24 protein-coding genes and 1 CRISPR repeat array are annotated in these 25,890 nt (G+C 39.2%); all 24 genes read right to left on the bottom strand.

The window, feature by feature from the left end; all coding sequences use genetic code 11:
• Positions 1-2: 2 nt before the first annotated feature.
• The 24 genes from csm5 to RI196_RS03920 all read right to left on the bottom strand — a co-directional run bounded on the left by csm5 (position 3) and on the right by RI196_RS03920 (position 25,833).
• On the bottom strand, positions 3-1,100 hold the full coding sequence (gene csm5 / locus RI196_RS04040; protein ID WP_311066968.1) for a type III-A CRISPR-associated RAMP protein Csm5: 1,098 nt from the start codon (positions 1,098-1,100) through the stop codon (positions 3-5).
• Positions 1,097-2,149 (bottom strand): type III-A CRISPR-associated RAMP protein Csm4, encoded by a 1,053-nt coding sequence (csm4, locus tag RI196_RS04035; protein ID WP_311066967.1) that lies wholly within the window; start codon positions 2,147-2,149, stop codon positions 1,097-1,099. Before csm4 ends, csm5 begins: the two co-directional genes overlap by 4 nt.
• Positions 2,146-2,913: a type III-A CRISPR-associated RAMP protein Csm3 gene (gene csm3, locus RI196_RS04030; protein WP_311066966.1), complete on the bottom strand. Its 768-nt coding sequence runs from the start codon at positions 2,911-2,913 to the stop codon at positions 2,146-2,148. Before csm3 ends, csm4 begins: the two co-directional genes overlap by 4 nt.
• A 22-nt stretch (positions 2,914-2,935) precedes the next feature.
• Positions 2,936-3,517, bottom strand: a complete 582-nt coding sequence (gene csm2, locus RI196_RS04025) for a type III-A CRISPR-associated protein Csm2 (RefSeq protein WP_311066965.1) — start codon at positions 3,515-3,517, stop codon at positions 2,936-2,938.
• Positions 3,514-5,901, bottom strand: coding sequence for a type III-A CRISPR-associated protein Cas10/Csm1 (gene cas10, locus RI196_RS04020; protein WP_311066964.1), 2,388 nt, complete (start codon positions 5,899-5,901; stop codon positions 3,514-3,516). Before cas10 ends, csm2 begins: the two co-directional genes overlap by 4 nt.
• A gap of 629 nt (positions 5,902-6,530) precedes the next feature.
• Entirely contained in the window at positions 6,531-7,400 is an 870-nt protein-coding gene (liaG, locus tag RI196_RS04015) for a LiaG family protein (protein ID WP_311066963.1), read from the bottom strand.
• 910 nt (positions 7,401-8,310) lie between these two features.
• Positions 8,311-8,955, bottom strand: coding sequence for a hypothetical protein (locus tag RI196_RS04010; protein WP_311066962.1), 645 nt, complete (start codon positions 8,953-8,955; stop codon positions 8,311-8,313).
• Between the two features lie 146 nt (positions 8,956-9,101).
• Positions 9,102-9,545, bottom strand: coding sequence for a hypothetical protein (locus RI196_RS04005; RefSeq protein WP_311066961.1), 444 nt, complete (start codon positions 9,543-9,545; stop codon positions 9,102-9,104).
• 468 nt (positions 9,546-10,013) lie between these two features.
• Positions 10,014-11,591 (bottom strand): IS66 family transposase, encoded by a 1,578-nt coding sequence (gene tnpC, locus RI196_RS04000; RefSeq protein WP_094245431.1) that lies wholly within the window; start codon positions 11,589-11,591, stop codon positions 10,014-10,016.
• Between the two features lie 61 nt (positions 11,592-11,652).
• On the bottom strand, positions 11,653-12,009 hold the full coding sequence (gene tnpB / locus RI196_RS03995; RefSeq protein ID WP_003352857.1) for an IS66 family insertion sequence element accessory protein TnpB: 357 nt from the start codon (positions 12,007-12,009) through the stop codon (positions 11,653-11,655).
• Positions 12,003-12,323 carry an IS66 family insertion sequence element accessory protein TnpA gene (gene tnpA, locus RI196_RS03990; RefSeq protein ID WP_003352856.1) on the bottom strand — a complete coding sequence of 107 codons (321 nt, stop codon included), beginning with the start codon at positions 12,321-12,323 and terminating at the stop codon, positions 12,003-12,005. Before tnpA ends, tnpB begins: the two co-directional genes overlap by 7 nt.
• Positions 12,324-12,416: 93 nt before the next feature.
• A CRISPR array of direct repeats spans positions 12,417-12,778; the repeat unit is 30 nt; unit sequence GTTTCAATTCCTCATAGTTAAGATAAAAAC.
• A 251-nt stretch (positions 12,779-13,029) separates the two neighbouring features.
• Complete coding sequence (locus RI196_RS18500) at positions 13,030-13,833, bottom strand: glucosaminidase domain-containing protein (protein ID WP_375338781.1); 804 nt, start codon at positions 13,831-13,833, stop codon at positions 13,030-13,032.
• An 83-nt stretch (positions 13,834-13,916) separates the two neighbouring features.
• Positions 13,917-14,495 carry a hypothetical protein gene (locus RI196_RS03975; RefSeq protein ID WP_311066960.1) on the bottom strand — a complete coding sequence of 193 codons (579 nt, stop codon included), beginning with the start codon at positions 14,493-14,495 and terminating at the stop codon, positions 13,917-13,919.
• A gap of 66 nt (positions 14,496-14,561) precedes the next feature.
• Entirely contained in the window at positions 14,562-14,870 is a 309-nt protein-coding gene (locus tag RI196_RS03970; RefSeq protein WP_311066959.1) for a hypothetical protein, read from the bottom strand.
• 28 nt (positions 14,871-14,898) lie between these two features.
• Positions 14,899-15,141, bottom strand: a complete 243-nt coding sequence (locus RI196_RS03965) for a phage holin (protein ID WP_311066958.1) — start codon at positions 15,139-15,141, stop codon at positions 14,899-14,901.
• Between the two features lie 14 nt (positions 15,142-15,155).
• Positions 15,156-15,425 (bottom strand): hypothetical protein, encoded by a 270-nt coding sequence (locus tag RI196_RS03960; RefSeq protein WP_311066957.1) that lies wholly within the window; start codon positions 15,423-15,425, stop codon positions 15,156-15,158.
• A gap of 25 nt (positions 15,426-15,450) precedes the next feature.
• A complete protein-coding gene (locus RI196_RS03955) occupies positions 15,451-18,321 on the bottom strand; it encodes a glycosyl hydrolase family 18 protein (protein ID WP_311066956.1) in 2,871 nt (956 codons plus the stop codon).
• The gene (locus tag RI196_RS03950; RefSeq protein WP_311066955.1) at positions 18,318-19,121 is read right to left on the bottom strand and encodes a hypothetical protein; all 804 of its coding nucleotides are present in this window, start codon (positions 19,119-19,121) and stop codon (positions 18,318-18,320) included. The genes RI196_RS03955 and RI196_RS03950 overlap by 4 nt, the downstream gene beginning before the upstream one ends.
• A gap of 6 nt (positions 19,122-19,127) precedes the next feature.
• On the bottom strand, positions 19,128-19,328 hold the full coding sequence (locus tag RI196_RS03945; RefSeq protein WP_311066954.1) for a hypothetical protein: 201 nt from the start codon (positions 19,326-19,328) through the stop codon (positions 19,128-19,130).
• A gap of 2 nt (positions 19,329-19,330) precedes the next feature.
• The gene (locus tag RI196_RS03940; RefSeq protein ID WP_311066953.1) at positions 19,331-20,818 is read right to left on the bottom strand and encodes a phage tail spike protein; all 1,488 of its coding nucleotides are present in this window, start codon (positions 20,816-20,818) and stop codon (positions 19,331-19,333) included.
• Positions 20,819-20,823: 5 nt separating this feature from the next.
• The gene (locus tag RI196_RS03935; RefSeq protein WP_311066952.1) at positions 20,824-21,861 is read right to left on the bottom strand and encodes a hypothetical protein; all 1,038 of its coding nucleotides are present in this window, start codon (positions 21,859-21,861) and stop codon (positions 20,824-20,826) included.
• 13 nt (positions 21,862-21,874) lie between these two features.
• Positions 21,875-22,621 (bottom strand): distal tail protein Dit, encoded by a 747-nt coding sequence (locus RI196_RS03930; protein ID WP_311066951.1) that lies wholly within the window; start codon positions 22,619-22,621, stop codon positions 21,875-21,877.
• Positions 22,621-25,443: a phage tail protein gene (locus RI196_RS03925; RefSeq protein ID WP_311066950.1), complete on the bottom strand. Its 2,823-nt coding sequence runs from the start codon at positions 25,441-25,443 to the stop codon at positions 22,621-22,623. Before RI196_RS03925 ends, RI196_RS03930 begins: the two co-directional genes overlap by 1 nt.
• Positions 25,444-25,833: a phenylalanine racemase gene (locus tag RI196_RS03920; protein ID WP_311066949.1), complete on the bottom strand. Its 390-nt coding sequence runs from the start codon at positions 25,831-25,833 to the stop codon at positions 25,444-25,446.
• Positions 25,834-25,890 lie beyond the last annotated feature (57 nt).

The raw sequence follows: 25,890 nt of genomic DNA, 5'->3' as shown, positions 1-25,890 counted from the left end.
CTCTAAATCATAATATATACCCATCCTAATACCGATTCATAAACCTGACCGTTTTGAATAACAGATCTTGTTCTAGGAAAAGGAAGATAACTTCCCAAATTTGTTTTATTTCTAATCTTTTTAAGATCTTGTGGTGAAAATAAACCGGCAATTGTATTATCATAAAACGTTTTACCGCTTCCTAGCCTCATAACAGCACCGTTTTGTTCCTTCTCAAACTGCTGTGCACTCTTTAGCAATTTTTCATATAAGTCTGTTACCAGACTAAGTTCCGGAATTTTCAATTCCTTCAGTAAATTCCATTCTTTTTCAATTAGTTGTTTATAAAAGGAATTGACCATATTTAAAATCTTCCGTTCGCCGTTTTCTCCTTCTTCACTATATAAATAAGAAAATCGTTTATCTAAAGAGTGATAGTTCCGCTTTGCTTTACATTGAAGCCGAAATGTCAATTGTGTATTTTCCGGGATGGCTTCTTTTGTAACGGGTATAGTTCCGGTTTTCTTTTTGAAATCAAACCGCAAAGTTTTCACAATCATGATTTCGTCAGGTTTTAACATCGTTGAATCGGATATATGTAAATGTTTTAATAAATCTTTTTCGAATTCACCAAATAAATCCTCACCATTAGATTGTTTTATATTTTTGGGAACATCATCAAGGGAAAAACCGTCTTCTTGACGATGAATAAATAATAAACTTGTACGAACAGCACCTTTAATGCTGCTTCCCGGAATAAAAGGTCTTGCACTGCTTTTAATACACTCTTGAATTTCTTCATTTTTTACATCGGCATTCGTTTGAACGACTGATCGTGCCAATTGCTTATAATCCAAACCATACTCTTTAAAAAAGTGTTTTAAGGTATAAACATCGCTTGTATATTTCTTTGCAGAAATCCTTTGAACAAATTCATCAATAACTTCTTCGTTATTTTCCATTTCATATAATGCCTTTTCGACCTTATGAGGATCAATAATATAGACCATTCCGGTTTCATCATCAAAAATATAATCACTATACGGAGAAAGGATGTCACCATTGCCAATATGGAGAGGAGTAACTGTTTCTAAACGGAGGGTTAAGCCATTTCCCATCATGCTTTCCCTCCAAAACCAACAAATATGCTTTTCCCATATAAATAAACGGAATGATCAAAATTTTCAGGCTCTACATTGATCATATCACCTTTTACTTTTTCCCTAAACAAACTCCCCTCATTAATGACCATGGCGCTTTTTTTCCGAACTGTTTTTCCACCTAACGAATATACAAAGCCACTTCTTTTTTCCAATTCATAAAAATACAATTTTCCTGCTTCTTCTTTTTTCGGAAAATAAGTGGAAAGATTCATAAAATATCGCCCCTTTTGCGGCAATGTATAGGAAGTTTCTTTCCATTCAATTTTATGAAAAAATCCTTTTCCTAAACTTCTTTTTCCTCCAATTCCTTCATCCGCCAATAATTGAATGGCCGCGTTTAAAAAGACAGGCAGCTTTCCGTCAATTATAAAATACATAAAGGGTTGGACACGATAATATTTTGTTTCGTCAAAGGTCACTTCCAAATGCTCTTGAAAGTAAAATTTGCCCGGCTTCTTCAAATCTCTGCTTACTTCCACTCCAGGTTTACTGTCAAAATGTAAAAAGCGCAAAGACTGTAATTCTTGTTCTGTACATTCTAAATCAGCTATTTCTTCTCGTAAAACAGCAAATTTTTTCCCGATTAAAATGATGGAGCGAAAATCAAATTTGCAAGCCTCCTCTTCTTCATTCCAACTTTTTGACAGCTTTTCCAATAGTTTTATTGAAACATAATTTATTTTTTTTATTTCCTTATAGGAAACGGAATGTTGTTCAGTGCTCATAAAATCCACTTTTGGCCGCGGAAAAAAATAGATCGTCGCACCATTTTTATGTTGTTGTTTCGGCAAAAAATCCAACCCATAAAAGATGGAGGAAAAATGAATATGATCTTCACGTAACAACGATGTAAATTCACTTAACTGTTTATCCCCATATAAAAGGACGACATTATTCATTAACGCAGAAACAAGTTGATCTGAAGAAAAATGATCCTTTAAATCACCGCTGGAGTCGCCAAAATGAAATTTTGCATGATCATTAAGCAATAGTTTGGCTATTTTCATGCTTTCTCTTCCTCTTCTACCAAACTTTTTAATTTATTTTTTGCCTCTTCGTCCTCAAAATCCGATAACAAACCCGAAAAAATCTCTTTGCCTGTGCCTCCGCTTTCATAATCCGAGACGGTTTTCAATAAAATGGATACATTTTGAAATTGGATTCTTCCGTAGCCCCGTGAACCGTTGCCGCCCAAATAGTCATCTTCAAGCAATCTCAATGCGGTTATTACTTGATGAAAATATTCGATATCTTTTTTCGTCAAAATATTATAAATCATATTAAAATCGAATATGCTCCCAGCTGGAACCCGTTCCTGCTGACGAGGATGAGCTGCCTTTGAAGTTAATCGATTAATTTGATTTTCCCATTTTCCTTCTGTATAGGTAAGTTCTAAATTGGAAAAAATCCCTTCTTTTTTTTCCATTTGTTTTTTTGTATCCTCATTTAATTTTGCATCCCTTACGTATAAACGGGTCGGTCCCGCCGTTATGTTTTTATTTTTAGTAGGCAAGCCTGTTCCAAACACTGTGCAGATAACGCATTTATCCGTTCCACATGAGCAAACTTCTGGACGGCCCTCACGTTTTTCGATCAAACTGCGAAGCTTTCCCTTCAGTGATGAGCCTGGTATATAAGGAACACCTTCAGAATTTTTAATGACGTTATTGTCAATTCCCCCAATGGCCACATCACTTTTGGAACCCCCTATTGCCAGTCCCGTGAGCGCTTCAATATGGCCTGTAATTAACAATTTTCCTAACAGTTTCACGATCCATTACCTCCGTTTTAATTTAATCTTCAACGTATTTCAAATAGGCGACAATAGCTTCCATAAATTGTTGTATATATTGTAAATGGAGAATATCGTGTTCATCCCTTGATTTTGCATGTTTCGCTAAGTAGTCCAATATATGCATCAATTCCCCTACTCTCGGCTTATCCGAATTCCGACCGGCCAAATAGGCAAACTGGGGACGAAGTCTTTTTAATTCACTAATGCTTTTAGCCCTCATGATTTGGTCATAAACCTTTCTGATCATCGAGGTAGTAACTTCCGCTTGTTTCTTTAGACCTCTTAATTTTTTAGCGTACTCTAAAGCGATATCGCAAAATTCATCATAATCACAGTCGTCCAAACGCAGTACATTGTTTTTAAAATAATAGGCATAAGGACTTTCAATTTCTGAGATTTGTTCCCTCGAACCATTTCTCGTTAATAAATAATAAACTTCTTCCTCATATTTTTCACTAAGCGGCGGCCCTGCGAAATTTTCTCTCGTACATCTAATTTCTTTTTTATCAGCCGTAACAATATACCCAAAGTTTTTCTCAACATTAAAAAACTTAATTCTTCCTTTTAATTTAGCAGTCATTCATTCTCCTCCTCCGCTTTTCTTGTCGCTAATTCCGCCCATTTCACCGCAACAGGAATGATCATAATTTTACGGATTTGATCCCTTTCTTTGGAATGAAAAAGATTATGAACAACGATTTGACGGTATTGATGGACTAATTGTTCTACGTAATCCTCGCCTGCGGCTTCTTTGCCAAACTTTTTGCAACGGTAGTTATAATTTTTCTTAATATCCCGCAAATAATAATAGAGCCTCCAAAATTTTACGTGCTGAAACTTGCCCTGTGTAGAATCTTTTAAAATATGCTTAAATCCAAGTGTACTTTTATTCACTTTATACAACACGCTACGATTATCGTATTCAATGACCATTTTTTCTAAAATAGATTCAATTTCCTTTACTTGCTTAAACTCTTCCCAGTTAAACACTTCCCCCATTAATGAAACTTTGTTTTTTATAGGCGGAAAATTACCGTTTGAAATACCACTTGCTTTTTTTGCCGCTTCTAAAGAGTTTTCCGTTATATCCGCCGCTCGAGTAACTGGAAATTGATAGGAAAATACATTCATTCCTGCAGAAAAGGTTATATAACGATTTTGGCACGTAAATAACCTAAAATCTTGATAAAATTTCTCTGCAAAAGCAAACACATCTTTCCAAGTTCCAACCACATATGTGTCATCTCCACCAGAAAAAACAACGTATAACTTTTCTTGCCAGCGATGTTCTTCTATGAGTTGGTTAATATAGCCTCCAAAGTATAAGCCTAGCATTCTACTTAACACGGACACTCTCGAAATGGAGCTGCGCTCCCCTAATCCTTGACCAAAAATCATCCCCAAATTATCAACATCCAGTTTTAAATGAGCAAGTTTCGCATCCCCTCTCCCATTGACGATAGCTCTTTGTGATAATTCTTCAAACGTAACTTGTCCATCCTTTCCTTGAGGTAAAAAATAAGCTCCAAATTGAAACCCATCACAATGATCCTCAACAAAATTCGTATCATTGATTTTGTACCATTGTTCCTGCTTATTAGGTGAATATTGGTTCATGTTAGAATAAAATGAAATATCATAACCGAATTGCCGAAACATATCTTGATATGTGTTATAGTCAAGGTCATTAGAGGTAGCTTTTCGAAAGACTAAATATGCAGCATCACGTAATTCATTCGTTAAATTAATAAAACTTTTGCACATTGTACAGACAGCCATAGAATCATCATCATCAAAAAATTCTTCATTTATAGGCCGTTTGCTGCCAAATGAACCGCAAACTTTGCACACATGAGATTCATCATTACCTTTATCCAGCGGTCCAAAAATCTCCTTAAACTTAGACTCAAGTCCAAGTTCACTCCATTTTCTTTTTTTCAACCGACTTGTTTTTGTTTTCGATGATTCCCATACACTTGAGAAATCTTGAAAATCGGCCATGGAAACAGGAACAAAATCTATCGCAAAGTAAATCTCACCATCATGCCCTTCAAGCAAATGTTGCAAAATTTTTTCCCGGATGCTCACAAATTTTTCTTGTTGGCAATAAGGTGCCAGAATGAAGAAATTTCCTCCGCCATTATATAAAAGGCTCGTTGAATGCAGTTCCAATTCATCAAGTATATAACGTACAATAACGTCTGAAAGCAAACTTATGTACACGGAACGTCCTTTTAAACTTTTAGCAGCTCCTTTTGAAGGGATATTAAAAATAAAGTTTTGAATCCCTGATACATCCCCATGGATTAACATAAACTGTTTAGTTGAACGATCAGACGATTCATTAAACTCTTTAATATCCAAATATCCTTTTTCATATTGCTTATAAAGAGAGCAAGCAATAGCAGCATTCGTTTTCATTAAGTCGTATAAAGAGATATCAACAGTATTGGCGTCAGCAACACTCCAAAAATATTTTTCTAACAAAAATAGCAGCTGCTCTTTCTTATGTATTTTCTCAAGTTCTTTCAAAAAGGAAGAAAACAATTGTCCGATCGAATCGCTATGAACATTTTCGGATGGCAAAATATTTGACAATTCAAGCGGCTTCAACGGGTACATAAAACTTTTTTTCTGCTGTTGATCAAATAAATTGGAAAATATAGACTGAAGAGGAACAAAATTATTCACTTTCGTCCCATCATGTATCCCATATTCCAATGTACTTAATTGAGAAGCCCTTCTAACAAAAAAGTTAATGATGCTAATGTTACTTTGATCGGAGGATAAGTTTTGATAATATTTTTGAAAAAAGCGGTTTTTATTACTTAAAGAATGGATCGTTTGCATATACAAAGTTTCAGTATCCGAATCGTCTATCAATTTTTTTTCGATAAACATGGGATAAAGATAATGAAATAAAGAAGCCAGCCAAATATGATTCTCCATCTGATGCTTATCCATTCCCCAACCTCCTTCTACAAAAAATCGTACTATTCTACTATATACGACAAAAATCTTACAATTCCTTTTGAAAAAACTAACAATTACACATTTTTTTACATTTGTTAATTAATTTGTCACAAATAATAAAAACGTAACCTTAGAGCATATGTCCTAAAGTTACGTTCACTATCTGTGTGATTTATTATTAATGAAAATTATGTAATAAGATGAAAATGGAACAGAACGTATTTAACAATTCAGTTGAAACGGAACTTCTAAACGAAGTCATTCCGACCATTGATGTTTTACTATTTGAAAATGAAATTGTTTTTCACTCAAAAAAGTCAATGCATAAAATTAGAGCTTTTCTCTCTGTTTAACGTTTCTGTTTTCTTAAAAATACTAATACGTTCTTTGAAGGATTGTATGGATAAGTAACAAAAAATAAAATAATTGGTGCTCAGCTATACAAGACGAGGAATTTTATTTAAAAAGCAGCCTAAAACACGAATTAAGAAGTTTAGGCTGCTTCCTTTTTCTATTGACTTTTAATATTTAAGAGTGCGGCACTTGTTGAGTATTTTATTAAAGAGATAGACATCATTCTTGCTTTCCAAGTTAATCAATGAACGCTTTTTCACATCATTTTAATAAATTTTAATGTTGCCGCTTGATACGCTTACGTCGATAGGATGTTCACCAGACCCATGGGTACCTTTGATGTTTTTATTATCTATTTTTTTGCTAGTTAGCGGAAAATCACATGTTATATTGCCGCTGTTTGTCTTTCCGTTTAAAGTAAAGTCAGCATCAGTCGGAAGATTAAGATCCACCACTCCTGAACTTACTTCAATATCAACTGAATCTGTTAATTCATCCATTTGTATATTTAAATTTCCAGATGATAGCTCAGCCTCAATAGCTCCGATATAATGCTTTACTTTGAGGTTTCCAGAACTAATATCAAATGATCCTGTTTCTGTCGTTAATGAGTCTATATCGACATTCCCCGACGAACTATCATGCTCAAAATGTTTAACCGATACATTCTTCAGGTTGACGTTTCCCGAGCCTATATCTAATATTAATTCATCTAGTTTCATCGGTTCATTTATTGAAAGGCCAGAGAAATTCAAATTCCCGGAGCCAAGATTTATAGCCATGTTTCGATCATAATCTTCAGGGATGTAAATATTCAATCTTGCCTTGTTATGAAACAACCACCCCAACCATTTCCATTTTTGTTTCGCACTTACTTTTACTTTGTCTCCATGCTGTTTAACAATCAGCTTTCCCTTTCCATCTAAATCAGCTTTTAAATCTTCTCGACTTTCCGGAATAATCGTTGTGCTAACACCTGAGGCATCAATTTCAATCATTTCAATTCCCTCTGATGTAACGGACTGGGTTCTTTGATTTCCTAAAGGCCACCAACTAAAATTGATTGGATTCAAAAAGATAATATATAAACCAATGAATCCGATGATACCCAACAGAATCACAAAAAATCTTTTCAATGTTTTCCCTTCCTTCCCAAAAATTTTTCGCAGCTTTATCACTTGATTTGTTTATCCTTTAGCACTCCGCTCAGAAAGGGGCAACAAAGTAGCACCGATCCTCCCCTTGTATACAAAATATTTTGACTAGAATTTTACACAGTTTGCTCCCATATATTTAGAATTTTCATTTAAAATGTCAATGAAACGTACTAGCTTCATTAACAAATCCCTAGTGCAAGAAGCTCGCCTAAACAAATATAAAAAAGCAATGCCTCTCCAAATCCACAGCCTTTTCGCGTTCTTATTTTAGAGAAGATTTTTAGCCTCATAAACAGCTATTATCCAAAAACTTCAAGCTGGATTGATTAAATGAATTTAAAGGAAAAACAAATTCAATTACTTTTCTCTTCCTTAGAATACAGCTCAAAAATCAACCGAACATTTCTAGCTTCTTCATTTTTTATAACTAGCAGACCATTCTCATCATTTTCATAGCCATAGCATTTCCTGTTATATAGTTTAGAAGTCCCTTGGGCGGCATGACGTTTATATCCCCATTTTAACTATATGATTAGTCTAAATTTAACACATTTTATGCCCTACATCTATCCTGTCAACTCCCCCATCCAAAATCCATTCTATCAACTCAACCCCGATTTTCAGGGCATCTAAAACCAATAACAAAAAGGGTCCCACCTGTTTATTAACATAAAATAAATTTAAGTGAAACCCTATAAACCTTGCTCTATCAATGCTTGAACAGCTAGTGTATTTATTCCCTTGACATCAATGCTACCAACTCCACATGGCTTGAGAGGATAGGATCCAATGTCTTTTGAACCTGCCCGTTCTCGGAAATATATCTACGGCACTTTTTGCACTATCGGTAGACGAGAACATATCCACTGAATTTGCATTAAATAGAGACCTACAACATTCCCCAAAATAAGTTGATTTGAGCGGAAAAGAAATAGAGAAGCAATCCTATTGTCACTACCTTGAATATTTGTTTTGGAGACTGATATAAAACAAAAATCGTGGCAATCCAGAGTAACAATTCCAAATTATCTCTAATATCAAAATACCAAAATCCAAATACAAAAGCCTGTCTTGAGATAAACATAAAAATTATAGATGAAATAAAAATAGCAATAATACCTTTCCCCTTTGCATACCAACACACAAAAGCCAGAAATGGTGAAATACAAGTCATTATTATCCAAATCATCATATATGATTTAGGAAAAAAGCCAGCTATCAAAACTGTGAATAAATAATAGCTACCTACCATACCCGCAAAAAACAAAAATACATTTATGGCAGACCTGAGAGCTGATTTGCTATATAAAGATATTAACACCGCAAGGAAAAGCCAAACCCCCATGCGAGAAAAGAAGTTTCTTAAATCTAAGACTTCTAGAAAATAGGGTAATGAATTACTTAGGGTTGTTTCAAGCATCTTGGAAACTAAGCCTAAAGTAATCCCCGCTATAAATATTAAAGTTGAATATAAAAACTTTTTTGTTAGCGATATACTAATTGGTTTTCGAATTTCATTTAAGAAATCTTTCATTTATTCTCTCCCGAAAAAATCCTTATTTCATATTTTTCTATCAAACCACGGCATAAGATGTAAATAATTCGCTTTCTAAATAAGAATTTATGCCTAGTCTGAATAATAATTGTACACCCTTAAGCCACCTGAATTTGCTATGTATATTAGTACTTGCGCCTTTTCATATCCTCTTCGTAGGCGGCTAGAATACGCTGATATTCTTTTGGATCATCATTCTCACAGTCAAGTTTTATCACTCGATCCACGATAGACTCTAAAGAATCCGGGTTGTAGCAAGGTTCTTTAATTGTAAGATATATAATCTTTTTTGTCTTTTGACGTTGGGCCATTTCTTTCAGCATCTGAATCTCTTTTTCATTTTTTGTTACACTTTGAATTGGCCATATAATCATAAAGTCAAATGCATAATCATCGTATTTTTCACTATTACTTTTCGTGGTTAGATTATCAAAGTAAATTATAAGATTTGATAATTTCATTCCTTGTCCATATTTCTTCGGTACATTAACTTTATATAGTTCCGCCCATCGATAAAAATTCTCCATTCCATCTTTTGTTGTATGAATTAAATTAATCAGCCCTTTCAAGATTCCTTAAGCGTTCAAGGCTTTAAGAAGAGTCTGATGTTTTTCCTTGTCAGCAATCCCCCGTAGCAATAATGTTTTTTCTGTTTCATTGTTCAAGAAATCAATAATCTGATCATATGCATTTTTTACGTCGGACATATTATTCACCCCTTCATTTAAAAATCACTATTTGTTTTTTGAATATACCCAAAATAAAATGCTATCTGTTAGTCTCAAACAAAACAGTGCATCTTCAATTGTTGGAGATTCAATAGTATTCTCATTCCTATGGTTTCCATAATCAGACATCATAGAATAAATCATATAAATCGTTTTTATCTTTGTCAGCTTTCCATCTTTATTTTCATTAAAAAAATCTGCTAAATCTTCTTTTTTCAGATCTGATTTAAGAGCCCTATCTAAGTCAGCAACCGTTGCTATGTAAGCGTAAAATAATCCCCACCTTTTAATGATAGGGATTAAATACTATTATTGTGATAAGTTATTAAAAACCCGACAATTCAAAGGAATTGTTTTGGACCAAGGAAGTAGTTGATCAAGCTCATCCATATTGCTTATATCCATATTGGGAAGCCTTTCAAATAAGTAGCGAAGATAATAAAATGGATTTAATTTATTCTCTTTTGCTGTCTCCACAATACTGTAAATGATTGAGCTGGCCTTAGCTCCTTTCGGAGTATTGCTAAAAATCCAGTTCTTCCTTCCGATCACAAATGGTTTAATGGATCGTTCACTTCGATTATTATCGATTTCTAAACGTCCATCCTCTAAAAATGCCACGAGTTTTTCCCATTGGTTGAGGCAGTATGTAATGGCTTGACCTAATAGACTCTTTGGTAAAACATTGCTTTTCTCTGTTTTTAGCCATGCTGAAAAAGCCTCCAACAATGGTTGGCTGTGTTTAAGTCGTTTTTTATATCGTTCTTCTGGTGTACATTCTTTCAAATCACGCTCGATGGCAAATAGCTGATTACAGAAATTGAGTCCTTCCCGAGCTGTGACTGCTGAATGACGTTTGGATTCAGGAAGTACGTTTAAAGCCTCATCGAACTTTCTGCGGGCATGAGCCCAACATCCAACTAATGTTACGCCGGATACCTTATGGTATCCTGCATATCCATCGACATGCAGGTATCCTTTAAACCCTTTTAGGAATTCTTTGGCATGTTCTCCTGCTCTAGTTTCCTGATAGTCATAAAGGACAAGTGGTGGATCCTCTCTTCCAGTCCGATAAAGCCACATGTAAGATTTCGATGTGCTTGACCTTCCAGGTTCATGTAAAACCTGAACAGTTGTTTCATCCGCATGTAGAATGTCTTTAGAGAGGAGATGCTCTTTCATTCGTTGATAAATTGGCGCAAGCCATTTTTCGGCACCATAAAGCATCCAATTGGCCATGGTTTGCCTGGATAAGATCACACCTAATCGTTTGAACTGTTGTTCTTGGCGATATAGAGGTAGCCCCTCTACATATTTTTGATTCATAATATATGCCATGCTTGACGGTGAAGCTAAACTTTTTGGATACACAGATTTTGGGGCAGGTGCTGTAACGATTGGTGTCTCTATTTCATTACGCTCACAATGACGGCATCCATAGACATATCGAACGTGTTTTAAAACTTTGACTTGAGCCGGAATAATCACTAATTCTTGTCGTACTTCTGTGCTCATTTCGTGTGTTTTTTCACCGCAACACGAACAGACCTGCTCTTCTTCGGGTAAACGATATTCAATCGTTTCCATAGGCAGGTTTTCAAACGTAGCTTGACGTTGACCACGTTTCTTTTTACGACGATATGTAATTGTTTCAACAGTTGGCTCTTCGGCTTTTACATTAGACTCTACCTCTGCTTCATTGAATAAAGGTAGTTCTAATTGATTAGGATTTGTTTTTTCGCTTGAAGAGCCAAATTTTCGTTTTTGACTAAGACGATACTGTTCTTCATACCATTGTAATTTCGCCGTCAATTCAACGATTTGCTGTTGAAGTTTTTCAATTAATTCAAATGGGTTTTGGTTAGGATTCTTTAAATTTTTCATCATGTAGTAATAATTCGACGGTTTTAGCTATTTTCCTCCAAGGTTTTTGTTAAAAGTAAAAAATTCATATAACTGTTCTAGCCTTTACTTCTGGGTGTGCTTTCTTTTGCTCCATTGCAAGACCATCCAATAACCAGCGTAATTGCCGATAACTAATTTGTATCGTTCCAGTGTCATTTTCATTTGGCCATTGAAATTTTCCTTTTTCCAATCGACGATAATAAAGCCAAAAACCATTATAGTCCCAGTGAAGAATTTTTAATTTATCTCGCTTTCGATTACAGAACACAAAATAGCTTGATGAAAAGGGATCTAAATCAAATCCCTCTTTCACCAAAGCAGCTAATCCATCAATGGATTTTCTCAAATCAGTACTTCCTTTTGCCAAGTAAACTCGTTCAGCTCTTGTACCAACTAACATGTTGATTTCAACGTCCTAACCACTTCTGAAAGAAAGGCCGGATCGAAACCAGGTTTTACTTCAATTGAAATCCCACTAATTTCAATCCGTAATGAATTTTCAACTGTTTGTGAATGATCTTCTAGGGTAACGGATGCCCATTTTGTAGACTTTCCTTGATTTTTTATTGGATTTTCAATTTTTCTTAACCAGTATTTAAACTGGTGAATACTCCATTGATTTTCCTTGCACCAGTTTACTTGAGTTTGACCGCTTTTACGATAGTCAGCGATTCGTTGTTCCCAAACCTTTCGTAATTCAGGATTCTTAGGCATAAAAAAACCCCCTTCAATTTCATCTTGAGGAGATTATCTCATGAAATTAGCACATCAAGAAGGTGTGCAAGATTTGACGCTTACGTTTAGAAAGTTTCAATTCCTCATAGTTAAGATAAAAACTTATATAATGAATGCTGGTTATTGTCCCATGAAATAGTTTCAATTCCTCATAGTTAAGATAAAAACGGAGTTGCTTTACACCAGTACCTCTTGAGCCACGTTTGTTTCAATTCCTCATAGTTAAGATAAAAACGAAAATCTTGCAAGAGATCGTAAAAATAAAACGAATGTTTCAATTCCTCATAGTTAAGATAAAAACTTTAGAGCAAAATGGCGACTTACTTCGTGGTGTGGCGGGTTTCAATTCCTCATAGTTAAGATAAAAACCGCGCAAGTGCGTCCTTGTCCTCGACGAAAACCTCGTTTCAATTCCTCATAGTTAAGATAAAAACAGTATCTGGTGGTTGATACTTTTTAACTTTTTTTGGTTTCAATTCCTCATAAATTATAACATTTATCTTGTGAATTGTTGCTAATTTTTAAAACCCTTGAAAATCAAGGGTTTTTCTTTTTCATCTTAGCGTAAATCCGAGTGAATTTTATGCCCTCCAAATAGCTTTTGCCCCCAATTTGTCCCCTTTAATTCTTCCGATTACATCAAGAAAAGCAGGTAAAAAAGCACGGCCTTTTCGGTCGTACTTTTTTACCTCACACGCAACTTTTGCCCGACAAGAATCAAGTCTGGATTTTTGATATTATTGAGCTTCACTAAATTTTGCACGGTTGTTTCGTACTTCTTTGCAATTTTAGTTAGGGTATCACCCTTCTTTACAGCGTAATACTCATCTTTTTCTGTTTTAGCAGGCACTTTTAATACTTGCCCGGTGATGATCAAATTTGGGTTTTTAATGTTGTTCAGTTTAACCAATTCATTAACAGTCGTTCCATATTTTTGAGCAATTTCTGAAAGGGTATCGCCTTTTTTGACTGTATAAACTTGATGTTCTTCTTTTTTCGCTGCAGCTTCAGGTTTTGTCGGCTTTTTATTTCCAACTTTATCGTATTTGTGCAGCTCATATTTTTCAATGATTCGGATTAACTTTGCTGCATAGTTTGGATCGGTTGCGTATCCGCACTCTTGGACCTTTTTGCATGCAGTCACATAGTTCGTTTCACCGATAATTGACTTGTATTTGTTTTTATCCCAAGAAACACCGTTTGTGTAGAGCTGTGCTAAATCTTCCAGGCTCTCTACCCATGAAGGATACTTCCGAAATGCGGCATCCGTTTTGTATGGCTTGCCGTTGCGATATTCAGTCGTTTTCATCGTTACCGACTGACCGTTGTAACTTCCTTTGATTCCGAAAAGGTTTTTCCCATTTTGAGCTAATCCACTTTGGCCAAAGTTGCTTTCCAAACACGCTTGCGCAATCACAAGCGATGCAAGAATTTTGTACTTCTCTTGAATTTTTTGAGCGTGCGGAGCGATTTGTTTGATGAATTCCATTTAATCATCTCCTTATGAAAAAAAATAAAAAAGAGCAACCAAACACGATTGCTCTTTTCTGGATCAAAAAACATTCTTGACTATCATTTCTTTGAGGCTAAATAAAGACTAACCCTTTTAAATTGAGATTCTGGGCTAAATGTACGAGTTACATTATATTTAACTTTTTCTCCGTTTATAGCGGAATTTAAATCTGTAAAAATTTGATAGAGATAGCTTAAAGAAGGTTTATCATAGTAATTTTCTGCCTGTAGTATTAAGGCCCCCGCAATATTTAAATCATTCAAAATTTCTGATTCATCAAATCCATAATATTTTAGATAAGCAACATCCTCCACAAGCTTCTGCCATTTATCATTAATCTCTAAGTTCTCAACTGCATGGAAACTTGTGCCATGATCTGTCAGATCATCTAAATACTTTTGAACATTCTTCAAACGTTGCTTTGCTATTTGTTCGTTTTTAAATACGACTTTATCTTCATAATCAACGTATTGGAGGGATAGTGCAAATGAGTAGGAATCATTTTTAAACGCTTCTGATAGGTTTTGTTCTTCCATCTTCTTATCTTCATGATCTTTATAAATTTTAAGTTCATCTGAATTTATACTAAACATCATGAAGTTAATCGTAATCCCCATAATAAACAATAAATTTTTCATGGAAAAATCCCCCTATAACCATTTGGAAATATCATACCAAATGATCTTTAGGGGATCAATAATTTTTTATTTTACCAAGTAAATAGTCTTCTGTGCAGAATAAAGTAACTTACCTGATGCACTGTACCATTCAACCTTTACGTAGTATGTTCCTCTTTCATCGGTAGGATATATTCTTATGTTATTTCTAAAATCCATATGCCCATTTATTCCTACAACTTTATTGTGTACAACTATTCGCCCTGTCGTACCTCGAACTAGGTATACACCTGCATAAAGATGTGCGTTCCCATTGTATGGCGTACAATTTGCATAAACCTCAATGTATTTTGCTTTAGGTCCATAATATGTCGCGTCAGTTTTTATAAAAGGCATGATTTTATTCCCCCTTTCCGATTTCCCTTTACTTAAAAGATTCCAAATAATGATCTGCTTGTTGCGCTTTTTTTGTGAGGCTATTATTCTTCCATGCAGTCCACATGGAAACAATGACTGTCAACACAACTGAAACGCCTTCATAAATTTCTTCATCAGTAAAAGGCAGCAATTGAAAATGAAAAAAAGAGATTGATACTTGGTTGATTAATACCAAAAATAAAGTGATAATTCTAATCCAAGTACTTTTTGTAACACCCTTCCAATTCATACTCTCACCTCCTTTCAATTTTGAATGATGTTCACGATAAGCATTAAAATAGCGACAATCCAACCGCCCCATTCTCGAATGGCATCTAAAACGGTTGTCTTGCCGCTTTCAGCTGCTTTAAGTTTCTCAATTTCGCTTTCAATGTTGTACAGTTCTTCTCGCAACCCGTTGTATTTTCTGATGATGTCTCTGGTTTCTTTCATTTCAGAGCGTAGACTAATAATCTCATCTCTCATCTTCATAATTTGTTCGAATAGTTCTTTGTTCGAATACCATTGTTCCACCAATACTCTTCCTTTCTGCCATCTATCATTCAGGAGTTGGCAAATATGTGAACACGCGCGGATCTTCCTGCCCGACGGTCCACATGGCTACACCTTTACAACCATAATTTTTTATAAAACCAAGAGTCGTTATAAACCCTTCCAGGTCACTATTCCAGGCAATTGAATATTCCTCCCCATCACCGACGTAAAAATTTCTCAACCAAACGCCGGCGTCAACTAACCGGATCCTGATGTTTTTTTCACCAACCCAGGACGGAATATTGACAATCGGAAAGTTATCGTAATCATTGTCAATGTCAATATCCAGGCCTTCATCCGGATTAAACCCGCTGTATACTAAATAGCCCAATTCATCATACGAATAAGGACGGTCCTCTTCTAAAGCAACATATTCCCGCCCATCAACAATCGCTGACACTTTCTCCATCGGTTCATACCGGTCGTTTGTAGCAATGTGCAGGCGATAGCAACGGATTCTTGTACCATTCGCATAAACGCCATGAGCACCCCTAGACAAAGAACCAGGTAAAGAACCGGAATAATTGATATATTCGACAGCACCGACCAGAATTTTTATGCGACCATTGTGAACACGAACGGTGAGAGTATGGCGACTTCCTAGGCCGTTAGCCAACGTTTCCGACATGGCCGCAGTCGCCAAGACCTGACTGGATCCGCCGCTTTCGTAAACCAGTCGAACTGTTCGATTGCGATAGTTAAGCTGTGCAATATAACCATTTCCGACCGTTCCAGGATTTCTCGCGTAAAAACGAATTCCATAAATCGCATTTGAATCCAAGGCTCGAATGTCAGCCTCAATATGAGCGTTGAAGGAGAACTCACGATTTAACACAAGCTGTGCCGAACTATTCCGAGCATCACAATAAACATGAGCTTCATCACCGCCAGACGCGGCAACTGGCCGCCATGTTCCATTTGAATAACCGATATTTTGAAGTGGACCACGACAAGCCCCATCAACCGGATATGGTCCATTTGGTGCCCGGAAACCGGTAATCGCCCTCTGGTAATAATTCGTTTCCGTCAAATTCTCCACTTCTTGATCAGCAAAAGGACCAAACAAGTCTTCCCAAAAAATCGCCGGTCTTGGATGGCGACGGATTAATTCAGCAGTCAGCGTTACTTCATCCGGCATATCTGCGTCCACTTTCGTAACAACACCATCAACAACGGATCCTCTCTTTTTGGGAACTTGAAGATTAACGTTATATTCAACTTCTCCTCCGGACATTCCATGTTCAAAATCCCGACAGATTACAAACCCCATGATTTGAGCTGAATCTTGAGTAACACCAACTGTAATCGTATTTGATGTGCTAAACGAAAAAGTGCCGCAATCGAAAAAGTGATGGGATGGATTGACGAAAAACGGATACCAATCCGGAATATCCTCGCCAATGACATAATCAACCCCATTCACGTTAATAGGAATGCGGCAATTCAGATAAGGAAAATATACCGTCGCTACCAGGCGATACGTTCCAGGCGTTGATAAAGAAAACGAATAAGTGACACGCCCATCCTGACCAATAGCACCGCTGGCCCGGACGCACGAATTCGTCGCTTCGTCGTAAAGATACTGGCCAGGTAACGTATTGTAACCATAAAAGGTATAACCAGGCAGATCATCCTTAGGTTCCCAAACAGAATGAGCATCGCTGATATGTCCAGAGGTCGAGGTCGCCTCGGTCAATACCCTTTGAATCCCGGTAAATTTGGCACGTTGGTGTTTGGAATAGCTGGTGATGTATTCCGCGTTTCGATAAGTCCCCCGATAAACCACTTGACTGTTATTGTAAGGCAACAGACGAGCAAAGCGAGCCTGAAAACGATCGTAACAATGCAAAAAAGTATATTCATAGCCCGACTCTTCATCATGGAATCCACAATACGGAATAAACGATTGATCGAACCAAATGAACTCGCCCTGGTCGTTTCGTTGCCCGGCGTTATGCTTAAACAGGCCATTTTGCCACTGTAGCAACTGCCAATAAGCAATCGCAGTACCCAAACGGTCACGATTTAAGGACCAACGCCGCCCATAGGCCGCATTCCCGATAAAAGTCTTTTCCGGTGGTAAAACATTCCGAACATGATCCAAGACCTCTAAAAGCCACCAGACAGGAGTCGATGGCCCCGGTGCGGTATTTCCAGCCGAGAAATCATATGACATGATTTGATATTCATCCAGATCCGCTTCAGCAATGGTCGAATAATTCGTCCAAGCATACCAGGACGGATTATACTCACCGGTCATGGCATGAAGGTTTACACGAATCTCCAAACCAAGTGGCCGGCAAACTTCGTCTTTTACACGTCTCAAAAGGTCCCGGTATTTTTCCGGTTCTTGAGCCGACCGCGGCCTTGATGTAGTTTTCTCGAAGTCCATCTCAATCCCCTTGATCCGTCCAGGAAACCGGTTCAAATAAAGCTCGGCTATTTTTTTAAATTGCCGAACAAAAGTGTCCTGTGCTCCATTCACATTATCGAGGATCGGCTCCACACGAGATGCACCGAAACAAACCATTTGCAACGACCATTTGATATCTGGATAATGGTCGACCAAAAAACGAAGTGAATCACGCATCCACCATCGAATGGCCGTCTCATCTTCATTTAGAACCGGGTATCCCTCGCCGGCTTTATAGCTATAAATCGTACCGTCGGCATTTACACCGAAATCATGCAGGCCAACTCCGTAAATTTTATCATGATGATTCATGAAAGCGAGCCAGAAATTCTTTTGATTGCCGCCCCAGTTTTTCCAGGCGTCCGGATTAAGGATCCGCCATTCACCTGGTGAAACTTCGGTCGCGTATTCCGCAAACTGTGCATTGGACGGTTCATTCAAGGTCCATGAGATGAACTTCAAAACTTAGCCCCCCCTTCTTCCCAATGGAACAATTCAGCAATTCCCCAAAAACCAATCCCGGTATCACGCATAACGCCATCCACCAGCTTATAAAATTCAATACGGATCCGATTTGAACCGTAGGCCAAGCCCATAAACATCTGGCGTCTTATCGGCAATTTCCCTTCGCCAACAGAGATAACACGACTGGCCAAATTGGCCGGTTTCCCATCAACGGTGGCCACACGTTGAGTACCCAGTAATTTAATTTCACTCCCAGGACCACCAGGAATATCAAAAATAAATTCACGCGTGTACCGTTTGTTCAAAGGATGATCCGGTTCATCCTCGTAGACCATTTCACCATAACCTGTTTTAAACGCTCCATAATTCGACGAAATCCGCAATAAATCAAACTCATTTTTTGCATAAAGAGTTAAATCAACTGGAGTCGTTACCGTCGGCTCATTAAAATTGGATTCAAAAATATTCGGAACCACAATCACTTCATGCCCGCGACCGACGATGTTATAAAATCGGTTTTGGACATTTTCAAAGACTCTCGGCTGATCACCTAAGTAAACATCATCGCCAACAGCAGTGACAGTTTCATCCAACGTGCCATATTTTGCTTTGAACCACTCGGCCGTATTCGGAATGGTCGCGGTCACTTGCTCGCCATCCTGCAATTGAAAATCGGTGACATGAACTGAACCCTGTTCCGCATTTTCCACCACAAAATCAATTTCAATACTAGAAACTTTTTTATCTTTTGCTCCTTCAACTTTAGTGAAATATCGCGTCCAGGATTCTTTGTTCATCTTTCATCACCCATCCAAAGACCAACGCATCTCCGATGGATGCCCGGTCCACATAGTCGCGATCGTTCCGCCTTGCAACATAATATCCGTTACGTTAACGGAACCAGACTGGCAATTTTCAACCACAAACTCAATTTCAATCGAAGAAACACCGCGACTAGGATCCGGAACATCTATCTTCCGGTTGAAAAAATTAAAAAATAACATGACTACTCATCCCCACTTAACGGAATCCAGATAGGCTCTTCTTCCGTTCCATCTTGATATTTGAATTTTACATAAACACCTATGCGGCCATTTCCGACCCGTAGGTTTTCTGTTGCCACTCGCAGACTTAATGAATACGAATCGCGGTGTGCAGGATAAATTGTTTGCCGCAATGATTTCTTCACGCCAGGCTGGGCCGTCGCACGAAATGAAGCATTTCCGCTGTAGCCATTTTCCGCATCCAACTCCCAGCCATCGTTTGTCCAGTAATTAAAGCCATCATCACCGCGAGAATTCATCAAATAGTTAAAAACATGAAGGTTCAGCATTTCGTCTCGCTCAACCGCGTCCTCGGAATACAAAAACTCGGCCCCTTCCTGGATCCCAGTCAACAAATCAGACAAGCTCGGCTGTTTAGATTCCAGCTGAAGTTCTGTATTCCAAGGCTGGATAACATTATACTTCCAGGACACGATCCGAGTCCGAACATTAATGCCGAGTTCTTTATCATAGACTAAAACCTCGTCGCCCAGGGAAAACTCTTCATGCGACATACCGGATAAAGCCGATAAATCAGCCGCTCTTAACACATAAGAGGACCGAGGACGAGCAAGGACCTTCAGAGCTTCCTCGCCGCGTTCCTTTAAGTGGTACGGATTCGTGAACCGCTCGTCTTTAGTGACCCGAACCCGAACCTTATCGGTAAAGGAAAAGTCGGTCAAATAAGGAACGCCATCATTCGCATCCGCGATTGACATGTTGTTTTTACCATACAGATAAAGTTTTGTGACCAATTCCTCGGTGTCGTAAATCGCCTCGACTTCTTCCATGTTTTTTGAATAGGCGATAGCCGCCCCGGATTTGCGACCAACTGGTTCTGTAAAATCAACCGTCATGGTATAGGTATTAAAATGTAATTCACCACCAAAAAGACTAGGCAATTCATACAAAGCCTTTAAACGATTGGTAAACCCTGCTTCCAGTTCAAGTGTGCGTTCACGAGTAATAGTCACTTTTCCGACACGCCAACCTGTGCCATCCAAGATGTCCTTCATAATGACTTCAGGCGTAGCACTTTCCCAACGAGCATGCTCCACTGGCTCAGCAAATTGTAAATCATACCATAGAGCCTCCGCGTAAACTTCAATTTCAGCCGGCGACAACCCGGACCGTTTCACGCTCACACGACGGATGATATAAATGCTATTAACCAGCTGGACCAAGTTCTCATTAACTAAATATTTTCTCTTTTCGTCTTTCCAAGGCAACGTAAACGTAACCTGGTCAATCCCGTTTATTTCTTGCTCCAGGATTATATTGTCGGCATTTTCCAGGGCTGCCAAACGTCGGCGATTTTGATCAAGAATAACCGGCCTAGCTTGAGCTAGACGATTAAACAACGGTTTGACTTCCCGGGCACCCCGACTGTTATATTTAATTCTTCCAAGCTGGTTATATCGCACAGAACCAAGCTGGTTATATTTATTCATTCACATCACTCCACAACAAGCCAAGGCGAACAATAGTGAACACGCTGGAACAACTCACCACTCGCAGGATACGGATCCGGCATATTTCCAAACGGAATATCCGTCGCTCGATAGCCGCCATAATAAGTGTGTGGATTCGGCCTTTCAGCGAGGTCACGCAAAAAAGTAACCGCGTTAAATGACACCAAAGGAATAACGCTTTGTTGTCCTAACCCATTCCAGTAGGCTGTGGTTCCATCATGCCGAGCAATCCAATAAAAACCAGGCTCTAGTTCCCAGTTAACGTCGGCATAACCCCAGCCGCCCTCGGCAGGAATCGTTATTGTTGGACTTTCATACAAGAGCCGGCCAGGACGCATAGAACCGTTATCTTGATAAATTCCGACCTTCACATTGACGGTAGAACTGGCATAGTTCAAACTCATAGCCGCTTGTTTGAAACGTGTTTTTGTTGTAACCGGAAACGGAAAGGCATCAATGGTGTTCCCGTAGACAAGAACTGCAAAAGACGGCCTATGAGTGTCCACATTTACAGAGCCATCAGGATGAAGTGGATTATAATCACGACGAAAATGCGTTAAATAAGAACCGGAAACAGGATAAAAATGAAAAGTCCCTCCCGGATTATTGGCAAGCAAGGCCGAATATTGATCAATCCCAGACTGCAGGCTTTCAATTACCGAGGACCCGGCAGTTATGTGCGTAAAATCCGCTGTGATTTCGTCCGTTGATGCTTGCTGTTGATGGAATACCACTACACCATGAGCCGGAGAAATTACATAATCATTCGGATCCACTACCGAGCCATTCCGATAAATAATCGGTTCCGGCTCTTCCAACCAGCCACGAATTGACCCTTCATAAATGCGAAAACGTAAAGAAGGATCGTCCTGGTCATCAACCGGCCGCAATTGGTGACCTGTTGTTTGTGAAGTTTTCATATCCAGGACTAACTCAATTTTATTGACGGAATGCTGCAAACCACTCACATGAGCCGCCAAAATATCCTCGCTTGACAAATCGCGATAAGGTGTAATGGCCATATTATCCCCCCTTTTACTTCCAGCAACTACGAGCTGTTACTTTGAACGTTGAAACCGTCGCGTTTCCTTCGACCGATATCGATAAACGATTTGCACCAGGAACTAAAACCGGCATGTCGATATTGTCAATGTCATTTAAAGCCGATTCTTGAGTGCCATCCGTTTTTATGATGTAAGCAGTAACGAATTTGGAATCCAATACAAGCGTTTCTCCGGCCGCAAGCTCCCCGGTAAAAGTAATATCCGCGTTATCAGTCACCAGCTGAATTGAACCGCCTACATTAGACCCTTGAATTTCGATCTTTGGATAAGACACCGCCGTCCCTTTCCGGTCAAGCGTATAGGTTCCCGGACCATTCCATGACATCACGTCGTCCTCAATGGCGTACCAATATGGATCAGGACAGAAAAACTGGATTTCCCCCTGACCGACCGTCGCGATTTCATCCAGGACGGACTCATCGGCCAAAATTCCTTCAATGAATTTGTCCGGCTCATCCGAAAAAATCATCGGAACAGGTTCTTCGGTGTCCAAATAAACCGCTAATTCACGAACCAAAGACCGGTAACTTTGATGATCCTTTTCATGCAAAGTGACTTCCACTGGCAACAAAATAGGACCGTCTCTTTTTTCAAAAAAGAAAGCACCAGGACGCCCATAAATCTCCTTAGTGCTTAGGTGCCGCGGTGCGAGAATTGGCCGGCCAACATTATTCACAATGATAAGGTCGCTCAAATCGTGACCATTAAACGTCAGCATTAAAAACCACCCCTTGAACGAATTCTGGATCGTTGAATATGGCCCAATTCGCGGTCCATATACGGTGCGGTAACACGAGCAATCTCGCGACCATCCAGATTGACCGGCACAACAACCTCTTTAGGACCATTGTAGACCGTAAAATCTCTTAAATCGCTTCCGCCCTGAGAGAGCTGGGCATGGTTTTTCCCAATTTCTCTCGCATACCGCATGCTGACGTCATGAGGTATGACTTGAGTTCCAGAAGGCAAAAGGACGAGCTCTCCGCGACCCCCCTCGTTGATTCTTGCAAAACCGCCTTCCCAGTCATCCGTACCTCGAGCCAGGTATGGAATTTTTGATATGTTTACCCCAGGAATTTTGTTAATCAGACCAATTGCCGCGTTTATTCCACCGATAACGCCATTGATAAAACTTTTTACTTGATTGACAAGTCTTTGTACCGCATTACCGATACCGCTAAAAACACCGGAAACAAAGCTGGTCAAGCCAGACCAGGAACTTTGAATAGCATTAAACACTCCAGTTATGACCGAGCTCACCCGGTTCATAATGCTGGATGCAATCGAGAAAATCCGGTTAAACACTCCGGAAACGACACCACTCAAAGAGCTGATTATGCTAGAAACGGTACGGATCGCCGACGTTACCGTCCCTAGAATGTTACGGAACACGCCGGAAATAATACTAAACACCGTACTAAACACACCGGAAACAAAAGAAATGATTGGAGAGATTACGCTAAAAATCGAGCTAATAATTCCAGCGATAAACGTGACGATCGGCGAAATTATACTGATGATTGACGAAATGATGCCAGCAACAAAAGCAACAATTGGCGAAATGGCCGAAATGATATTTGCTACGACATTAACGACCGTCGATAACACCGCCATCACCACAGGAATGATGGCATCAAACGCTGACGCAACCGCCCCAAGGATTGCAATAAGAGCCGGTGCGACAGCCTGAACGATATTCAGGACCGTTTCAATCAAAATCATTAAAACAGGAACCAAAGAGCTGACCAGGATAGTCACTAATGGTGCGACTTGAGCAATAATGCCGGCGAAAGTAGTCACCAGCTGAGTGATGATCGGTAACAATTGACTAAAGACATCAATCAAAATCGGAATTATGGCCATCGCTAAATCCATGATGGTCATCCCTAAGCTCATAACGACAGGCATCAGAGCACTGATCACATTCATGACCATCGGAATTATGGCCGCTGCCAATTGCCCCAACGATTGACCGAGCATGGTGAGTAACGGTAATGCCATAGATGCAATTTGACTAAATCCCTGTGCAATTTGAGGACCGAATTCTTGCAGTATTAACAAAGCCATGCTTAAAACCGGATTAAACCCTAGGAACAAGGAAGAAAGTGATGTGACCTCGCCACCGGCACTTTGGAAACCTTGGATAAAGCTAGAAACGAATTCCGTAACAGCACCAATAACCGTCTGCAGAACGGAAACAATCAATTCGAATCCATTTATTAATCGATCGCCTACTGCTTCAGCAAAAGATGCCAGGCCTTCACGAGCACCATCCCACATTGTCTGCAGGATCGGCGACACCGTCGCAATTACGGTAGAAATAATGCTTGCTAAATTTTGAAAAACGCCAAAAACAAGATTCCTAAACTCTTCACTTTTTGCCATTGCCACCCCAAAGGCAACAGCCAGGCCAGTAATGCCGACAACAACTAGACCGATCGGACTTAATAACAACGACGCGATATTCAACAGCGATCCAAAACTTGTCGTCAAAAATCCTACAATTTTCAAGGCCGGACCAATTCCAACCAAGAACCCGGCACCAATGGCTACAGCCCTTGTAATAAGTGTTTGGACGGAAGGTGATAGGCCATCAAACCAGGATTTTAATTCACGAGCACGATCAATAACATTATTAAACGCCTGACCGAACGCAACGCCCCAATCGGCCGCCTGTTCTTCAACTTGAGCCAAAAAGCCGCGGAATTCGGTTAATAGTGGCTTGACCGTTGAGAAAAAACCTCCGGCTTTGCCGCCAGCATCAAGGAAATTAGCACCTATCCGAGCAATGTCGGCCCCTATATTCGCAATCGCTGCAGAAAACGATTCTTCCCCCATAATTTTGGCCGCACCGCCAATATTCTTCTCAATCGCATTCAAAAGCATATCAGTGGAGACTTGTCCTTTACTTGCCATATCAAAGATGGCGTCCGCGGTCGTATTTGCTTCTTCAGCCAGCCATTGATAAACCGGCAAACCTCTGTCGGAAAGCATTTGCAATTCGCTGTTGTAAGCCCGGCCAGATGTGGTAACTTTGTTCAGGATTGCACCGATCTCACTTAATGACGCACCAGCAATCGCCGCAGTATCCGCTGTTAAGCTCAAATAACGAGTTAGCTCTTTCCCCGGTGGGATTCCAGCCGCTACCGCATTGGCCGCAGTCGTAGCCGCTTCATCCAAGCCGAAAGCTGTCCCCTTAACAGACGCCAACGCGGAATCCATGATGCTCTCAATAGCCTCGGCATCATGGCCTAAACCTTTCAGTTTAGCACGAGCAGAATCAATCCCTACCAGACGGTCAAAACCTTTTACAAGCGTAATGCTAGTGAGTGCCGTCGCCGCCCCTACCGCTGGTAAAGTTATATTCCGCGTCAATTTGCTACCAAAATCCGAAATGGATTTCCCGATCGATTGAAACCTTTTCCCGGTTTGATTCACTCGGCTTTGAAGGTTTGCCAAAGATTCCTGTGCTTTTTGGAAACCAGCCCTGAATCCACTCGGATCCGCTGTTAATTTAGCTGTAAGAGTGTAATCTGCCATTTAATCACCAACCTTCCGTCCCGGTTTCACCGGCCGTTTCAGGCCCGCTTCTTTGTAAATCCTGTCAATCCAAGACTTACCGTCGCGTTTTTCCATTTCCGTAATGATTTGAATCGCGTTTTCGTTGTATTCTTTGTCCGCTTTGGCCTGTTTCCGTTTGAACAGCTCTATGAATTTTTTGTTTTTCTTTCTAAAGGCGTTATTGATTGCATTCAGAACCGCGTTTCTAAGATGCGTCATTTCCGTAACCAGTTTTGTTTCATAGGCCTTGTAAATAAACGCCTTTTCCACTTCGGTCAATTCGTTATAATCCCGTTTCGTAAAGCCAAAATTGACAACAAAAAAAGCAAGTTCTCGTTCACGAGAATAAGAACTTGCTAATTCCGCCAATTCCTTCTGTTTCCCGGTTCGCGGTTCGACCTGGGAAGTATCAAAATATTCATATTC

The sequence above is a fragment of the Aeribacillus composti genome (genome assembly GCF_031760945.1).
Classification (GTDB): Bacteria; Bacillota; Bacilli; order Bacillales; family Aeribacillaceae; genus Aeribacillus; species Aeribacillus composti.
The sequence above is the reverse complement of the archived record's forward strand: the minus strand, read 5'-3'. Positions and strand labels throughout refer to the sequence as shown.

What these genes read in the sequence shown, in the direction of transcription:
- csm5 (WP_311066968.1), bottom strand. Translation starts at nt 1,100, where the DNA reads ATGATGGGAAATGGCTTAACCCTCCGTTTAGAAACAGTTACTCCTCTC.
- csm4 (WP_311066967.1), bottom strand. Translation starts at nt 2,149, where the DNA reads ATGAAAATAGCCAAACTATTGCTTAATGATCATGCAAAATTTCATTTT.
- csm2 (WP_311066965.1), bottom strand. Translation starts at nt 3,517, where the DNA reads ATGACTGCTAAATTAAAAGGAAGAATTAAGTTTTTTAATGTTGAGAAA.
- cas10 (WP_311066964.1), bottom strand. Translation starts at nt 5,901, where the DNA reads ATGGATAAGCATCAGATGGAGAATCATATTTGGCTGGCTTCTTTATTT.
- RI196_RS04010 (WP_311066962.1), bottom strand. Translation starts at nt 8,955, where the DNA reads ATGAAAGATTTCTTAAATGAAATTCGAAAACCAATTAGTATATCGCTA.
- tnpC (WP_094245431.1), bottom strand. Translation starts at nt 11,591, where the DNA reads ATGATGAAAAATTTAAAGAATCCTAACCAAAACCCATTTGAATTAATT.
- tnpB (WP_003352857.1), bottom strand. Translation starts at nt 12,009, where the DNA reads ATGTTAGTTGGTACAAGAGCTGAACGAGTTTACTTGGCAAAAGGAAGT.
- tnpA (WP_003352856.1), bottom strand. Translation starts at nt 12,323, where the DNA reads ATGCCTAAGAATCCTGAATTACGAAAGGTTTGGGAACAACGAATCGCT.
- RI196_RS18500 (WP_375338781.1), bottom strand. Translation starts at nt 13,833, where the DNA reads ATGGAATTCATCAAACAAATCGCTCCGCACGCTCAAAAAATTCAAGAG.
- RI196_RS03975 (WP_311066960.1), bottom strand. Translation starts at nt 14,495, where the DNA reads ATGAAAAATTTATTGTTTATTATGGGGATTACGATTAACTTCATGATG.
- RI196_RS03970 (WP_311066959.1), bottom strand. Translation starts at nt 14,870, where the DNA reads ATGCCTTTTATAAAAACTGACGCGACATATTATGGACCTAAAGCAAAA.
- RI196_RS03965 (WP_311066958.1), bottom strand. Translation starts at nt 15,141, where the DNA reads ATGAATTGGAAGGGTGTTACAAAAAGTACTTGGATTAGAATTATCACT.
- RI196_RS03950 (WP_311066955.1), bottom strand. Translation starts at nt 19,121, where the DNA reads ATGAACAAAGAATCCTGGACGCGATATTTCACTAAAGTTGAAGGAGCA.
- RI196_RS03945 (WP_311066954.1), bottom strand. Translation starts at nt 19,328, where the DNA reads ATGTTATTTTTTAATTTTTTCAACCGGAAGATAGATGTTCCGGATCCT.
- RI196_RS03940 (WP_311066953.1), bottom strand. Translation starts at nt 20,818, where the DNA reads ATGAATAAATATAACCAGCTTGGTTCTGTGCGATATAACCAGCTTGGA.
- RI196_RS03935 (WP_311066952.1), bottom strand. Translation starts at nt 21,861, where the DNA reads ATGGCCATTACACCTTATCGCGATTTGTCAAGCGAGGATATTTTGGCG.
- RI196_RS03930 (WP_311066951.1), bottom strand. Translation starts at nt 22,621, where the DNA reads ATGCTGACGTTTAATGGTCACGATTTGAGCGACCTTATCATTGTGAAT.
- RI196_RS03925 (WP_311066950.1), bottom strand. Translation starts at nt 25,443, where the DNA reads ATGGCAGATTACACTCTTACAGCTAAATTAACAGCGGATCCGAGTGGA.